This is a genomic window from Actinomadura rayongensis, assembly GCF_009831215.1.
Taxonomy (GTDB): domain Bacteria; phylum Actinomycetota; class Actinomycetes; order Streptosporangiales; family Streptosporangiaceae; genus Spirillospora; species Spirillospora rayongensis.
On record NZ_WUTW01000003.1, the window covers coordinates 78,810 to 95,325 of the forward strand.

At 68.0% G+C, this 16,516-nt stretch carries 6 protein-coding genes, 1 tRNA gene and 1 pseudogene; 2 read left to right on the plus strand and 6 right to left on the minus strand.

Translation table 11 applies throughout. From position 1 onward, the window contains the following. Positions 1–68 precede the first annotated feature (68 nt). Positions 69–11,849, minus strand: a pseudogene (locus tag GQ466_RS31715) (fibronectin type III domain-containing protein); the annotation flags it as partial. A 338-nt stretch (positions 11,850–12,187) separates the two neighbouring features. Here GQ466_RS31715 and GQ466_RS17330 point away from each other — a divergent pair. Then, positions 12,188–12,988, plus strand: coding sequence for a transporter substrate-binding domain-containing protein (locus GQ466_RS17330; RefSeq protein WP_161104011.1), 801 nt, complete (start codon positions 12,188–12,190; stop codon positions 12,986–12,988). On the opposite strand, the gene GQ466_RS17335 is transcribed toward GQ466_RS17330, so the two are convergent. The 5 genes from GQ466_RS17335 to nadD all read right to left on the minus strand — a co-directional run bounded on the left by GQ466_RS17335 (position 12,978) and on the right by nadD (position 15,366). After that, positions 12,978–13,259 carry a hypothetical protein gene (locus GQ466_RS17335; RefSeq protein WP_161104012.1) on the minus strand — a complete coding sequence of 94 codons (282 nt, stop codon included), beginning with the start codon at positions 13,257–13,259 and terminating at the stop codon, positions 12,978–12,980. The genes GQ466_RS17330 and GQ466_RS17335 overlap by 11 nt on opposite strands. Positions 13,260–13,390: 131 nt before the next feature. Beyond that, positions 13,391–13,463, minus strand: a tRNA-Ala gene (locus GQ466_RS17340). 90 nt (positions 13,464–13,553) lie between these two features. Beyond that, entirely contained in the window at positions 13,554–14,207 is a 654-nt protein-coding gene (locus tag GQ466_RS17345; protein ID WP_161104013.1) for a histidine phosphatase family protein, read from the minus strand. Further along, entirely contained in the window at positions 14,200–14,601 is a 402-nt protein-coding gene (rsfS, locus tag GQ466_RS17350) for a ribosome silencing factor (protein WP_161104014.1), read from the minus strand. Before rsfS ends, GQ466_RS17345 begins: the two co-directional genes overlap by 8 nt. A gap of 162 nt (positions 14,602–14,763) precedes the next feature. Continuing rightward, complete coding sequence (gene nadD, locus GQ466_RS17355) at positions 14,764–15,366, minus strand: nicotinate-nucleotide adenylyltransferase (protein ID WP_161104015.1); 603 nt, start codon at positions 15,364–15,366, stop codon at positions 14,764–14,766. Between the two features lie 106 nt (positions 15,367–15,472). On the opposite strand from nadD, the gene GQ466_RS17360 reads away from it, so the two are divergent. Then, positions 15,473–16,513: a M48 family metallopeptidase gene (locus tag GQ466_RS17360; protein WP_202420707.1), complete on the plus strand. Its 1,041-nt coding sequence runs from the start codon at positions 15,473–15,475 to the stop codon at positions 16,511–16,513. Positions 16,514–16,516 lie beyond the last annotated feature (3 nt).

The window sequence follows — 16,516 nt, forward strand, 5'->3', positions numbered from 1 at the left end:
CCGGTGACGGCGGTGGAGGTCCCGTCGTAGCCGAACGTCTCGGTGCCCGGGGCTCCCGTCCGGGTGGCGGTCCGGCCGAGCGCGTCCCGTCGATAGGTGATGGCCTCGGCGCCGGCCTGCGCCGATGTCAGCTCCCCGAATCCGTTGTAGCCGTAGGTGACCGTCGGGGCGTCCGTACGGGTGACGCCGGTCAGGTTGCCGTCGGCGTCGTAGGTGCGGACCGCACCGTCGCTGGATCCGGTGGCCTGACCCGACGCGTCGTACGTCGTCGTGACCTTGGGGCCGCTGCCGTAGCGAATGGAGGTCCGGTTGCCCCTGGCGTCCCATTCGTAGTTCTGGGTGTCGCCGTTGTCGGGATTCGCGGTGATCAGCCGCCCGGCTCCGTCGTACCGGTAGGTCGTCGTTCCCGAACCGTCATTGCCCGGGACGTGCTGGACGAGCTTGGTGATCTGACCGTCGTCGTTGTAGGAGGCCCGCAGGTCGTACGGCTCGGTCTGGGCACCGGTGACCTTGACTTTTCCTTGAATCGAGGTGGGAAGCCCTGATCCGTCGAACTCACGGGTGACGGGCGACACCCGGGCATTCGGGTCACGGGTCTCGACCGTCTGCCGATCGGCCCCGAAACTGTAGATCTGGTTGAGGTTGGTCGGACCGCGAATCTCCGCGAGCCGACCGTCGGCCCCGTACCGGTAGGTAGTCGGCTCGCCCTCCGGCGGTGCGCGTCCCGCCAGACGTCGCGCGACGTCGTACGTGTAGGTGACCTGACCGGTACCGTCGTTGCTGGTCAGGGGCAAGCCCCGATTGTCGTAGGTCAGATCCACCGCCCGCTGCCCGGTGACGGCGTGGGTCAGACGGCCGGCGTCGTCGTACGCGAACGTACGCTGGTCGGTTCCCGAGGTGAGCCCGGTCAGCCTTCCCGCATCGTCGTAGGTGGCCGTGGTCGTGCGACCCGACGGACGGCTGGTGGTGAGCGGCCTGCCCTCGGCGTCGTAGGAATAGGTGGTCACTCGTTCCGTGGGGTCGGTCTCACTGGCCAGACGCCCGAGGCCGTCATAGGCGAAGGTGCGGGTTCCGCCGCCGGGCAGAGTCAACCGGGTCGGTTGGCCTGCCGCGTTATAGCGGTAGCTGCTCCGATTGCCCAAGGGATCGGTGGCAGACGTGAGTTCGCCGGAAGAAGCGTAGGTATAGGTGTATTCACGTCCGCTCGGAGAGGTGACCTTGGTGACGTTGTCGGTGATGTCGTAGGCGTACTTCGTGGATCGGCCGCGTTGGTCCGTGACCCGGGTGCGGCGGCCTCTCGAGTCGTAGGCGATCGTCTGCCCGGAGATTTGCGTACTGCCGGTCAATCGGTTGATCTGGGTCGGCTGGCCGGCGGCGTCATAGGTGTATTCGGTGGTGGCGGAGCCGTCGAAGGCCCGGAGCACCCGTCCGTAGTCGTCATAGGTGGCGGTGGCGGTGACGCCTGCGGGGTCGACGGTCTTCACCGGATTGCCCATGGCGTCGTACTGGACGGTCCAGCTCGCCCCGGTGATGTCACTGGTGACAGCGGGACGCCCCATCGCGTCATAGCCGGTCCGCTGCACGACGCCCGTGGGATCGGTCGTCGCCGTCCGGTTCCCGGCGGTGTCATAGGCGTAGAGGGTGGTGTGCTGAAGCGGGTCCGTGGCGCTGATGACCCGGTTGGCGCCGTCGTACTGATAGGTCCATTTCTGACCGACACGGTCGGTGCGTGTGCTGAGATTCCCGCTCAGGTCGTAGGTGAACGACTCGGTGCTGTCGTCGGTCGTGTCCGTCGTGTTGCCGCGGAAGGTCCGGGTGCTCATCCGGCCGAGCGGGTCGTAGGTCGCGGTGGTGACCTGCCCCATCGGGTCGGTCTGCTTGAGCATCTGTCCGGCCAGGTCGTACTCGCGTTCGGTACGGCGCCCTGACGACTCGACCGTGGAGACGTTTCCGTCGTCGTCGTAACCGATGTCGGTGGTCTCGCGGCCGTCGAGCCGGCGAACCATTCTGCCGAGGGGGTCGCGGACGACCATCTCCACCAGGCCGACCCCGTCCCGGATGGTCTGAGTCCGGGTGCGGTCGCTGTAGTTGATGATCGTGTCACGGCCGAGCGGATCGGTTCTCCTGGTCACTCGGCCGGTCGCGTCGTAGGCCAGCGTGATCTTCTTGCCGTCCGGGCCTGTCACGACGGTGCGGTTGCCCGCTGGGTCGTAGTCGTAGGTCCACTTCGGTCCCGTCCAGTCGGTGCTCTGCGGGGACCAGTAGCCGACGAGCAACCCCATCGCGTTGTACTCGTAGCGTTCGGAGAAACCGTCGGGAGTGTCGTTCCGCACCATCCGACCGTCGATGTCGTAGACGACCCGGGAGACGTTGCCGAGCGAATCGGTCGTGCGCGTCACGCGTCCGGCGGGGTCATGGCCGTAGGTGATGATGCCGCCGTCCTGGGCGACGAGCTTCGTCGCCCACCCCTCGGGCGAGTACTCCTGACGGATCGTCTCGCCGCGCGGGTCGGTATAGCGCGTGGGTCGCCCGAGCGGGTCGTATCCGAAGGTGGAGGTCTGCCCGGCGGGATTCTTCACACCGCTCAGCACTCCGTCGGAGTCATAAAGGTACTCAGCCACGCGGCCGAGTGGATCGGTGAGCGAGACCGGCTGCCGGTCGTCGTTGAAGGCGACCGTGTAGGTCCCGCCCCTCGGCTGGGTGACCTTTTTGAGCTGGCCCCACGGGGTGTACTCGAACATGCGCTTTTCACCGAGCGGATCGGACACCGACGTGACACGGCCCAGCGGGTCATGCCCGAAGACCGTTCGCGCCCCGGTGTTGTCCACCGTGGCGACCAGATCGCCGACCCCGGTGCCGAACTCCTGAGTCTGCTTCCGCCCGAGTGGATCGGTGACGGTGGTGACCCGGCCGATGGAGTCATAGGTGTAGCGGGTCACTTTGCCGCGTTGGTCGGTGTAGGTCGCCAGGCGCTCGTTCTCGTCATAGGTGCGCTTGACCGTCGTGCCGTCGGAAAAGGTGCTGACGAGGGGCTGGCGTTCGGAGTTGAACGTTGTGCTGGCCATGGTTCCCCCGGGGCTCATCTCCAGCACCGGGTTCCCCTTCGCGTCGTACAGCCGCCCTGTGGCGGACGCACTGTAGTTGCGAAGCCGCTGGTTCGGAACGCCTTCAACGGTGACGATCGGTCGGCCTTCACCGTCATAGACGATGTGCCGGCCTGACCTCTCCGTCTGCTCGTGCACCAGGCGTCCGGCCCAGTCGTATTGCTGTACGGTCTCGGCGCCGTCCGGCCGGGTCACCGTGGTCGTGCGTTCGGCGGCGTCGTAGGTGAACGACGTTCGCCCCTGACCCTGCTGTTCGATCCAGGCGACCTTGCCCTCGGCGTTGTAGCCGACGTTGAGCTTGACCTTGCCGTCGGGGGTGGTGACCCGGGTCAGCCGGCCATCGGCGTCGTAGGAATAGGTCTCGGTCTTGCCGTCGACTCCGGTGACCGATGTCAGACGCTCACCGGTGTAGCCGTACTGGGTGGTCCGGTTCTGGGAGTCCGTGATCCGCTGCACGACACCCGACGCACGGTCATAGGCGAGGTACCGGCCCGAGACACCGACGACCTTGACGGGATGACCGTTCTCCCGCTCGACCTGGATCTTGTGGTTCTTGTCCCCGAGGGTCATCTGGGTGAGCGCGCCGGCGGTGTCGAAGTGGTAGCCGGTCTTGTCGGCCAGCCGCACGGTGGTGCCGTTCGCCTCGGTTTCCAGATCGGCGTTTACTCCGGGGACGGGGACATTTCCCGCGGCGGGATCAGTCATGAACGGCAGCGTGCTGCCGTCAGGAAGCGACATGCTCAGCATGCCGTTCACATTCGACAGTTTCTCAGAGAACGCCGATACCCAGCCGTTCCCCAGGTCTCCGGAGGTGGTGGCATCGCCCGAGTGGTAGGTGCGGGTCGCGGCGATGGCCTTGCCCGCGTCCTCAACGGACATGTCCGTGGCGGTGTACTCCAGCGTTCCGGAGAACGTGTCCACCGGCCCGATTCGGGGGCTTTGGGAGCGATTGAGGGAGATCGGAATCGAAGCGGGAGGCACGGAGAGGGCCGGGCCGGCGTTGAAAGTGTAGGACAGCGGCTTCACCTGGCCCGCGGCGCACTTCGGGTCCGTTGAATACTGGATCGGCGGGTTGTTGGCGTCCGCCGCCGCCTTGTCCATGCATTCAGGAAGATGACTGGAATTGAGATCGTAATTCCACCAGTTCTGGGAATACTCAGCCAGGTCTCTCCCGCCGTATCCGGACATCCTCCTTACTCCGCCAACGAGCGCGTTGTAGCGCACATCGACTCCACTGCGGACCGGGGTATTCTCAATTCCGGCTACATCGATTTTACTATAGACAGTATTGAACCAAAATCTCACTTTTATATCATGGTCACTCAAGAAGCCGAATCCAGAGAATTCGATTGAGTCGTCAAAAGTATTCCCAATCGCCTCTACCACTCCCCCCGAGCCTGATACCGTTAGGCCACAATGAGAACTCCCAAACCTATTACCATAGATGCCGTAATAGCTGCGCGGATCCGAACCTTGGTTGCTGAGTTCGACTCCGTCATACTCGTTGTGCATGAATGTCGACGATGAGATGACAAGGTTCGAATTCCATGCACTAACAGCGCCGCCATTGACGCCACCGCAGATGGAAGCGCCTCCGCCCCATGCCCCATAGCGGACATCCGTGTTGTCCAGTACGCTCAATCCCTCCTTGCTGGCATTAGCGAACATGACGTTCATCCAGTCGCCCTCTTGCGGCGTGGATGCGCTCCCGTCGCCATTGGTGTCCCCGAGCACGGCGTCATCCTTGATCGATGTGAAGATGACCCGGCGACCGGGGGTCCCTAGCGAAAGAACCTTACCGCTAACCGAAATAGCCGAGTTGTAGCGCTTGAATTTGACGACAGTTCCGGGAAGGAGGGTCAGAGTCGCCCCAGAGGACACAGAGAGGTTCTCGACCACGTACGGCGATCCCGTTGGTCCCCACGTAGTGTCTGCGTCGATTCGCGCGATGGAATCGAGGATTGTCGGTCCCGGAGTGGTGACCGGCTCGATCAGCGCATTCGGATTCCTCGCGGGTGGGGGCTGAGCGGGGCCGGTCCCGGCTTTGGGTATGACCGGATTCGAGGTCGACACTGCTCCGCCGGCGCCGACCGAGACCTTGAAGGTATACGGCGTTCCATTAGTCAGGCCGGTGAACGTCGCGGAGGTCGTGCCGCCAGGGATGTCCTGGGCGCCGCCGCCGGGCGACGCCACCACGAGGTAGGACGTGACGTTGTCGACGCCGGCCGGTTTCGTCCAGCTGACCGCCGCCGAACCGTCTCCGGAGGTCGCGACGACATTGGTCGGAGGTCCGGGCGCTCGGGCGGGGGTGACCGCGCTCGACGTCCGCAGCGTCCCCGTGCCGAACGCGTTGGTGGCCGCGACCGTGAACGTGTAGGCGGTTCCGTTCGTGAGCCCGTCGATCTGTGTCCAGGAGGTCCGGGCGTCCGTGGTGACCGTCCGTCCGCCCGGTGCCACGGTGATCACATAGCCGGTGAGGTCGCCGCCGTCGGTCGGTGGGCCCCAGCTTAGTCCGGCGGCGCCGTCGCCCGGCCAGGCCGTGACCGAGCCGGGACTGCCGGGAAGACCGACCGGAACCACCGGCTCGGAAGGCTCCGAGGTCACGGAGGTGCCGTCCGAGTACGACGCCGTGACGATGAACGTGTAGGAGTTCCCGTTCGTCAGCCCCGTGACGGTCGCGGTCGGACTGCCGGGCGCGGCGGTCGCGGTCTTGCCGCCGGGCGTCGAGGTGACCGTGTACGACGTGACCGTCGTCGCGGAGCCGGGGGCCGGTTCCGCCCAGTTCACCGTGGCTCGGCGATCACCCGCGACGGCGGTCACATGGCTGGGCGCCGTGACCGTGCCGGTGGGAACGACCGACGCGGAGGGTTCGGACGCGGGTCCGGTGCCGACCGCGTTCGTGGCCGCGACCGTGAACGTGTACGCGGTCCCCGGCCTGAGGTCGGCGACCGTCGCGGTGGTCGTCGTCGTAGTGACCGTCCGGCCGCCCGGCGTCGCGGTCACCGTGTACGAGGTGATCGGGGAGCCGCCATCGGCGGGCGCGGACCACGTGATCGCGGCCTGAGCCGCGCCCGCCGTCGCCACGACCTGCGTCGGCCTGCCCGGGACCTGGCCGGACGCGGGCGTCACGGGGGTGGTCGGGGCGGACCGCGGACCGATCCCCATGTCATTAACGGCGGCGACGTCGAAGGTGTACGCAGTTCCGTTCACGAGGCCGGTGACGGTCGCGGTCGTGGCCACAGGCCCTACGGTCATCACGGTGTCACCGAGATCGGACATCACCCGGATCCGGTAGCCGGTGAGCGCCAGGCCGCCCAGGTCCGCGGGCGCCGCCCAGGTGACCCTCGCCTGCCGGTCACCGGGCAGCGCGGTCACCTGGGTGGGCGCGCCCGGCACGGCGGCGGGGGTGACGGCTCTGGACGGCGCCGATGTAACGCTGCCCCCGTCGCGGTAATGGACGGTGACGGTGAAGGTGTACGCCGTGCCGTTGGTGAGTCCCCCGATGGTCGCCGAGGTGACGTCGCTCGCGACCGTGGTCGTCTGGGTGTTCGGGGTCGTCGTGACGGTGTAGGAGCTGATCTCCGTCTCGTTCCGGCCATCAGGGGCGAGCCAGCTCACCGTCGCAGAGCCGTCCCGGGGAGTGGCTTCGACCCGGCCGGGAGCACCCGGGGGCGGGTCGACGAAGACCTCGGTGGACGCCTCCGACGGCGCGCTCTCGATCCCGGCCGCGTTGACGGCTCGCACGGTGAAGACGTAGCCCGCTCCGGGAACCAGGTCCGTGACGTCGGCGGAGGTCGCCGTGGCAGGCACAGTCGCCGAGAAGCCGCCGGGATCGGAGGTGACGACGAAACCGGTGAGGGGCGCGCCTCCGTCGTCGTCAGGGGCCCGCCAGGTCACCGTGGCAGTGCCGTTCGCCGCCGTGGCCGCGACCTCGGTGGGGCTCCCGGGCGGTCCCACGGGGATGACGGGAGTGGTCGGTTCCGACGCCGCGCCGTTTCCGGCGACGTTGGTGGCGTAGACGGTGAACGTGTAGGCGGTGCCGTTGGTCAGTCCCTGCACCGCCGCGGTGCGGGCATCGGCGGGCACCGTCGTCGTACGCCCGCCCGGTGACGACACAACGGTGTACGAACTGATGGGGGCACCGCCGTCAGAGGCGGGGGCCGTCCATGTCACCGTGGCCTGCCGGTCCCCGAGTACGGCGGCGGCCCCGGTCGGCCGGTCCGGGACCGCGGCCGGGGTGACCGGCGCGGACTGGTCCGACACAGGGCCCGTCCCACGAGCGTTGGTCGCGGTGACGGTGAAGGTGTAGGCCGTGCCATTGGTCAGGCCGGTCACGACGACCGAGCGCTGATCACCGGAGACCGTGGTCGTCTGCCCGCCGGGAGAGGACTTGACCGTGTACGAGGTGATGGGGAGACCGCCGGTGTCGCCCGGCTCCGTCCACGAGACGGTCACCTGGGTGCTGCCGAGCTGCGTCGTCGGCGCGGCGGGCTTTCCGGGGACGTCGACCGGCGTGACGGGAGCGGTCGGACTCGACTGCGCGCCGTCGCCGCCCGCGTTCCGGGCGGCGACGGTGAACGTGTAGGCCGTGCCATTGGTCAGGCCGGTCACGGTGGCGCTGGTGGCTCCGGCGGACGCGGTGGCGGTGAGCCCGCCCGGCGACGAGGTGACGACATAGCCGGTGCGCGCCGACCCGCCGTTCGCAGCCGGCGCCGTCCAGGTGACGGTGGCGCCGCCGGGCTTGGCGGTCGCCGACACCTGGGTCGGCGGGCCGGGCGGGATGTCGACCCCCACGGTGACCTGGCCGACAGCGTCCGCCTGGGGGTCGAGGACGATCGTGTACGGGCCGGTGGCGGGCAGAGTGATCGGGCCGAAGGTACGGGCGGTCGAGGTCAAGGTCTGCGCGGCCACCAGTTCGGACTGGTCGGCGCCGACGATCGAGACTTTCAGGTTCCCGGCGCCGTAGGAGTTACCCGTCAGGTTGACCACCACAGGGGTGTCCTTCTGACCGGAGAAGGTGACGGTGCCGTTCTTTCCTGCCGCGGTGATGACGGTGGTGGTGGCGCCGCCGACCGTGACCGAGGTGGCGACATCTCCCGATTCGCCGGTGACCTGAGCAGCCACTCCGCCAGCGGCATCCATTTTGGGGTCGATGAGGAAGGTGTATGTCCCGTCTGCGGGCAGAGTCAGCGGACCGTACGTGTACGCCCCGTTACTCCAGTAGGGCGAACCCGTCTGCATGACGGTGCCGTCGGGCTTCAGCAGGGACGGGGTGGCATTGCCGTAGCCATAGGTCGAATTGGAGAGCTTGAGGCTTACCTGCTGTCCGACGGTTCCGGCGAACTGGATACGGCTGTTCTGGCCCGGAATCGAGGTGGCGACCTGGACGGCCGGACCGTTGACGGTGGCCGAGAGAACCTGGTCGGCAACCTCGAAAACCTGAACGCGCACCGAACCCGTCACGTCATCCAACGGATCCACTACAACCGAATACTCACCAGCCGACGGCAAAACCAACGGCTCAATCACGTACGAACCAGACCAATACTTGTACGGAGCGACCAACTCAGATCCACTCGGACCCACCAACGACACCGCAGCCTTGCCATACACAAACGACGACCCCGAAAACCCAGCGCTAACCCGCTGACCAGCAGAACCAGAAAACCGAACCAAACTCCGCTGACCAGGAACCGACGTAGAAACCTGAACCGCCGAACCACCAACAGACGCCGCAAGAACCTGATCGGCAACCTCGAAGACCTGAACCCCCACCGAACCCGTCACATCATCCAACGGATCCACCACAACCGAATACTCACCAGCCGACGGCAAAACCAACGGCTCAATCACATACGAACCAGACCAATACTTGTACGGAGCGACCAGCCCAGATCCACTCGGACCCACCAACGACACCGCAGCCTTGCCATACGCAAACGACGACCCCGAGAAATGCACGCTCACCCGTTGACCAGCAACACCCGAAAAACGAATACGCCCGTCTTGAAGCGCGACGGTCGTGGTCAGGGTGACCTTCGGCCCGCCGATCTGAGCATCGAGCACGATGGCGCCTGGCGGCGTCACGGACGTTGACGGTGTCGAGCCCGGGCTGTCGCCGACGCTGTTGGTGGCCTTCACGGTGAAGGTGTAGGCCGTGCCGTTGGTCAGGCCGGTCACGGTGGCGCTGGTGTCGCCGGCCGCGGCGGTGGCGGTGAGTCCGCCCGGTGAGGACGTCACGGTGTAGCCGGTGATCGGGGAACCGCCGTCGTCGGCGGGGGCCGTCCAGGACACCCTGGCCTGCCGATCGCCGGGCACCGCGGTGACCTGGGTGGGTGCGCCGGGCGCGGAGGGGGACGTCAGCGCGGTGAACGTCCTCGACAGGGTCACGGGCGTGGACGCCTCGGACGAGGCACCCGTGCCCCGGGCGTTGCGGGCACGGACGGTGAACGTGTACGTCGTGCCGTTGCGCAGACCGGAGAAGGCCAGCGACGTACGACGGGTCCGCATCGTGGCGCCACCGGGCGTGGCCGTCACGGTGTACTCGGAGACGGGTGCGCCCCCGCTGTCGCGCGGCGGGGTCCAGGACACGGTCGCGCTGCGGTCCCCGGGCGCGGCGGTGACCTGGGTGGGTGCCGCGGGCTTCCCGGTGGGGGTGACGGGTTCGGATGCCGCCGAACGTTTCCCCGGCCCCGCAGCGCTACGGGCCGCGACGGTGAACGTGTAGGCGGTGCCGTTCTTCAGGCCCGTGATCAGGGCCTGCTTCTGGCCGCGGGTGACCTGCACGGTCTTCCCACCGGGCGCGGACGTGACCGTGTAACCGGTGACCGGAGAGCCACCGGTCCTGCTCGGCGGCGTCCAGCTCACGGTCGCCCGGCCGTCACCCGCGGTCGCTCTGATCGCGGTGGGTGCTTCTGCGGGAGCCGCGGGAGTGACGACGCGGGACGCCGCCGACTCCGTGCCCGTCCCAGTGGAGTTGGCCGCGGTGACGGTGAGGGTGTACGGCTGCCCGTTCTTCAGACCGGTCACCGTCGCCGTGGTCTTGCCGCCCACCACGGTCGCCGTCTTCCCACCCGGTTTCGCGGTGACGGTGTAGGAGGTGATCGGACGTCCCCCGTTGTCGGCGGGAGCCTTCCAGGTGAGTGTCGCGGTGGTGTTCCCGGCTGATGCCGACACCGCCGTGGGTGCGCCGGGCGGACCCACGGGCGTCACACCTGCGGACGGCGGCGACGCGGCGGACCGGCCGAGCGGATTCTCGGCGGTGACCGTGAACGTGTACCCCCTGGCGTTGGTCAGGCCCGTCACGGTGGCACTCGTCTTGTCGGCGGAGACGTGCGCCGTCATCCCGCCGGGTGCGGAGGTGACCGTATAGCCGGTGATCGCGGAGCCGCCGTCGTCGGCGGGCGCCGTCCACGTGACCGTGGCCTCGGTGTCACCGGGCGTGGCCGTCACAGCGGCCGGGACACCGGGTGTTCCCAGGGTTCGAGCGTAGCCCTGGAGGTCCGCGTTGATCGTCACCGCGGAGTCTCCGCCGTTCTCGATCACGACCCTGCGGGTTCCGGTCCCCGGCAGTCCGACGATCACGGACCCGGTGGTCCTCGCCCCCGCGTTATACGGCAGCGCGGCCGGCCGGGCCGCGCCGCTTCCGGCGGATTCGGGACGGACGCGCAATGTTCCGGCTCCGGAGCTGCGCGTCGTGAGCCCGAGGACGAGCGCGGTCAGCACGGACTCCTGCATCGGAAGCCGCTTCTGGGTGCTGAGGTCGAGGGTCGTCGTATGACCGGGCTTGAGCGTGACGTCGCCCGACGTCAGCGGAAGTGGTGCCGTGGGCACCAGGCGTTGGCCCCGATCAGCCCGGTCACCGGTGTCGCTGAAGTAGCCGGCCAGCGCGACGGAGACCTCGACGGCGGCCGAGCCATGGTTACGGACGATGTAGCCGGCACTGGACGGCGTCGTGACCAGCGTATTGGTCGTCGTCCGGCCCGCTGCGTACGTGACCTGCGGGCGCTCGGTCCCGTTTCGTCCGACGGGTGTGAGACTCACCGTGCCCGGTGCCGACCCACCCGGTGCCCGGACGGCGATCTGGAGCATCACCGCCTGGGTCTTGGCCGGCAGTCCGAGGTCCTTCGGCGGAGTCAGCGTGCGGGCGCTCTCCCCCGGCAACGCGTCGATGCGCCCGATCGGATCGTACGGGCGGGCGGCGAACCCGCCCGCGGGGACGGTTCCGGGGCTGTCGAGCATGTAGCCCTCGACGTCGATGCCGACCTTCACCGACTCGGACCCACGGTTGACCAGCAGGACTCGTCCGTCGGTGCCGAGCCTGAGCAGCGCGAAGGCACGGGTTCGGGCCCCCGGCTCATATGCGAGGGTGCGTGCGGTCTCCTCGCCCTGGCGCACATCACCGTTCGGATGGGCGAGAAGCTCACCCGAGCCCCGGCCCGACACGGTGATCTGGGCCGCGACCGCCGCCACCGACCGGTCGGGAATCCCGGCCTGACCCGCCACCAGAACGGGGATCTCACCCCCTGCGGGAATGGTCAGCTCCGAACCGAGTGCGCGGGCCCGCAATGGCACGAACTGACCATCAGGACCTGTCGGCTCGGCACCTGTCGGCTTAGCGCCTTCAGGCTTCTCCGCCGCCGGGTCGGCGAAGGCACGACCATTCGGGACGGCCAGGTTCAGCAGCAGGAGGATCGGAACGACGATCCGCAGCGCACGCCAAAGCTTCTGCCGACTGACCCGCATGCGACCTCATCTTCTGCAAGCCGAGGCATGTCACCGTGCGTTGATCAACAGTGATCTACAGTGCACGGCAGCGGGCTCAGCGCCAGTCCAACTACGAGGACATTTCTTACATCCCGGCAGCCATTTTGTCGAGGGCCATCCCGCCGCGCGACAGCGGCCCACATCGTGAGACGCCGAGAAGGCGACCAGCCGCATGCCCTTGCGCCCGACAAGCAGAAAACCAGGATCATGTCCTCCGTTCGGATGACACGTGTCGTCCGTTTGGGCACGCCTGTCAACTGGCTGCATCAGCGGACACCACGTAGGGTCAGCAGGCACCTCGAACCAACGGAGCCCTAGTGACCCATCGCCCCTTGGCCGGCATCGTCGCCGTCGCCGCGCTCACGTTCGCGTTGTCATCCTGTTCCAAAGCGAATTCGCCTTCGTTCCTGGACACGATCGACAAGAACAAGAAGGTGACCATCGGTGTTCTCCCCGACCAGCCCGGCCTCAGCCAGCGGGTCGGGGAAAAAACCTATGCGGGCTTCGACATCGATGTCGCGACCCAGATCGCCAAGCAGCTCGGCGTACCCGCGACCGGCATCACTTTCGTTCCCGTGACCGGCAGGGACCGGGTCGCCACGCTCACCAGCGGCAAGGCTCAGCTCGTCATCGCGGCGTCACCGGCTCCGGCGGAGAAAAACAGCGCGATCACCGCGTCGAACCCCTACCTGACCATGCATGACGACGTGATGCTGCTGTCCAAGGACAAGAAGACGAAGCAGAAAAGCAACGTCGCGGGCAAGAAGCTCTGCGTGCTTCCGGGCAGCGCCATCCCGGCCGACCTCAAGGCCAAGCCAGCACCGACGAAGAGCATCAGCGAATGCCTCGTCGCCCTCCTCAACGGCAAGGTCGCCGGCGCCTTCGGAAAGGACGCCGTCCTCGCCGGATACGCCCAGCAGAACCCCGGTCGCTTCAAGCTGCTTGGACTCAACGGCACGGCAACGAGCTACAGCATCTACCTTCCGGCCAAAGACGCACGCGCGAAGCAGAAGGTCGACTCGGCGCTGCAGAAGATGGTGCAGGACGGCACCTGGAAGCGCATGGTGACAACGCGACTCCCGATGCTGTCGAACACCCGGACCGCCGCTAAGCCGTAACCACGCCACAGATGGCCAATACGGCCCAAACAACGGTCGACGCGATACATATGATTCCGACCGCTTTGGGAAAGTAAACCGACTGGCGCAGCGGCTCAAACTCCTGCAGACGCAAGTCCTTGTCGGGACCCGAAAACCCCTTCATCCAAGCGACGTAGCGAAGCGACCACCGCAGCCAGGCCGCACCGAGCCCGATGGCGAACAGACCGAACAGCGGAAGGATGAAGTAACCGCTGGCCTCCATAAAACCCCCAAACAACGTCCGAAGCACGGCGCAACCCGAGCCGGAGGGGGTGCGGGGGCGGAGCCCCCGCATCGGGGGGTTCGGGGGGTCGTCCCCCCGGAAAGCACTGCGGGCCACCGGGGAAGGCGCAGCTGCGCCGACCACGATGGCCCGACTCGTGGAGCTATGGGGATTCGAACCCCAGACCTCCTCCATGCCATGGAGGCGCGCTACCAACTGCGCCATAGCCCCGTGCCGCTACGTGGACGTTCATCCCGTAGCGCGTGGCCAGTTTAGCCGAGGTGGCGATGGGGGTCGAATCGGTTGTCGTGGGGCGGACCGTCAGCGGCCGACGGCGGGGCTGTCGTCGCCGAGGACGGGTTCGGGCAGCGTTCCGGCGTTGTGCTCGGTGAGGCGGAAGCCGCCGTCGCGGCGTTCGGACAGGACGGACCAGCAGCAGTTGGAGAGTCCGCCGAGGTGTTCCCAGGTCTCTTCGGGGAGGCCGAGGAGGTGGCAGAGGCCGAGGCGGAGCGCGGCGCCGTGGGAGGCGACGACGAGGACGCCGTCGGGCGGCAGGTCGTCGAGGGCGCGCTCGAGGGCGGTGCCGACGCGCTTGGCGACCTGGGCGCTGGTCTCGCCGCCGGGCGGCTGCCAGATGGCCCGCTCGGCGGGGTAGCGCTCGCGGATCTCGGCGCCGGTGAGGCCCTCCCAGGCGCCGCCGTCGCGTTCGATGAGGTCGCGGTCGTGCCGGACGGGCAGGCCGGTCAGGTCGGCGAGGGCCTGCGCGGTGTCGGCGGCGCGCTGGAGCGGGGAGGCGAGCAGCGCGGTGGGCCGCAGGGCGGTGAGGAGGGCGGCGGCGCGGCGGGCCTGGGCGCGGCCGGTGTCGTCGAGGGGGACGTCGGTCTTGCCCTGGAAGCGGTTCTCGACGTTCCAGGTCGTCTGGCCGTGGCGCCACAGGACGAGGCGGCGCTTGCCGGGGGTGCGCGTCTCAGTCACCGGCGCTCCCGACGGGGGCGCGGTGGGTGTTGACGCCCGCGGGCAGCTCGATGAGCGGGCAGTCCTTCCAGAGCCTTTCGAGGGCGTAGTACACGCGGTCCTCCTGGTGCTGGACGTGGACGATCACGTCCACGTAGTCGAGGAGGATCCAGCGGCCCTCGCGTTCGCCCTCGCGGCGGACGGGCTTGGCCCCGGCCTCCTCGCGCAGGCGCTTCTCGATCTCGTCGACGATGGCGCGGACCTGGCGGTCGTTGGCGGCCGAGCAGAGCAGGAACGCGTCGGTGATGACGAGCTGCTCGCTCACGTCGTAGGCAAGGATGTCGTCGGCCAGCTTGTCCCCCGCCGCCTCGGCGGCGGTCCGGATGAGCTGCGCGGCCCTGTCGGATGCGGTCACGATGCGCTCGCGATCCTCCCTGTCGGGGGTCGATTCCGGGGACAGCCTCTCATGACGACCCCGAAATGACCCTTGCCCACCGGTTCCGGATGGTCCGTCCGGCTGCGGTCATGTCCCTTCCAGGGTAGGCGGCATCCGGCGTCCCCGTTCCGTCTTTCCTGTTCAGGCGCCGTCGGGCCGATAGAGGGAACGTTTGTTGATGTACTGGACGATTCCGTCCGGAACGAGGTACCAGATCGGCTCCTCGGCCTCGACCCGCTCCCGGCACTCGGTGGACGAGATCGCGAGCGCCGGCACCTCGATGAGGCTGACGCGGCCGGTGGGCAGGCCGGGGTCGGCGAGGCGGTGGCCGGGACGGGTGACGCCCACGAAATGGGCGAGCCCGAAAAGCTCCTCGCTGTCGTGCCAGGTCAGCATCTTCTCCAGGGCGTCCGCGCCGGTGATGAAGAACAGGTCGGTGTCGGGGCCGTGGAGGGCGCGCATGTCGCGCAGGGTGTCGACGGTGTACGTCGCGCCGGGACGGTCGATGTCGATCCGGCTGACCGAGAAGCGGGGGTTGGACGCGGTGGCGATCACGGCCATGAGGTAGCGGTCCTCGGCGGGGGTGACGTTCGTGTGGCCCTTGTGGGCGGACACCCCGGTCGGGACGAACACGACCTCGTCCAGCGCGAACACGTGCGCGACCTCGCTGGCCGCGACGAGGTGGCCGTGGTGGATGGGATCGAACGTCCCGCCCATGATCCCCAGCCGCCGCTTTTGCGTCATGCCGACGAGAATAGTCGCCCCGGAATCAGGACGATCTTCCGCCCCACAGGGACCCAATTCGCAGGAACCGGGGAACTCGCGGGACGTTCCGGTCGTCGGACGTAGCATGCCGGACATGACGAACACACCGGATCGTGCGCGCACGCGCTTCCCCGGGATCAGCTCCCGCGCCTACGAACACCCTGCGGACCGCTCGGCCCTGGTCGCGCTGCGCTCCCTGACCGGCTTCGACGTCGTGCTGCGGCGGCTCTCGGGGCTGTTCAACGAGCGGGCGATCCGGCTGACGTTCCTCGCCAGCTCGGTGCGGGCGAGCGAGAACCAGTTCCACAACCTGTACGACATGGTCCGGGACGCGGCGTACATCCTGGACATGCCCGAGGTCCCGGAGGTGTACGTCGAGCAGAACCCGGCCGCGAACGCCTACGCGATCGGCGCGGACCACCCGTTCATCGTGGTCACCACGGGCCTGCTGGACCTGCACGACGACGAGGAGCTGCGGTTCGTCATCGGGCACGAGGTCGGGCACATCCTGTCCGGTCACTCGGTGTACCAGACGATGATGATGATCCTGACGCGGCTCGGGTCGCGGCTGGCGTGGCTGCCGCTCGGCAACATCGGGATCGCGGCGATCCTCATGGGCCTGCGCGAGTGGCACCGCAAGTCCGAGCTGTCGTGCGACCGCGCGGGCCTGCTGACCGGCCAGGACCCGGCGGCGGTGAAGCGCGCGCTGATGAAGATGGCGGGCGGGACGCGGCTGGCGGACATGAACACCGACGCGTTCCTGCAGCAGGCCCGCGAGTACGACGAGGCGGGCGACGTCCGGGACGGCATGCTGAAGTTCCTGAACCTGCTCGGCCAGTCGCACCCGTTCGCGGTCGTCCGGCTCGCCGAGATCGACCGGTGGGCGTCCGACGGCGAGTACGCGCGGATCCTCGCGGGCGAGTACCCGCGCCGCGCGGACGACGCGAACGCCAAGGTCACCGACGAGGTGAAGAACGCGGCCCGGTCGTACAAGGACTCGTGGGAGCGCAGCGCCGACCCGTTCATCGGGAAGGTGAAGGACGTCGCGGACGCGGCGGCCGGCGCGGCGGGCGGCCTGTTCGACAAGCTGTCGCGGCGCGGCGGCGACACGGCCTCGCAGAACTGACGG

Excerpts from the sequence above, each read along its gene's own strand:
- nadD (WP_161104015.1), bottom strand. The coding sequence starts at position 15,366 with ATGACGCAAAAGCGGCGGCTGGGGATCATGGGCGGGACGTTCGATCCC.
- GQ466_RS17360 (WP_202420707.1), top strand. The coding sequence starts at position 15,473 with ATGCCGGACATGACGAACACACCGGATCGTGCGCGCACGCGCTTCCCC.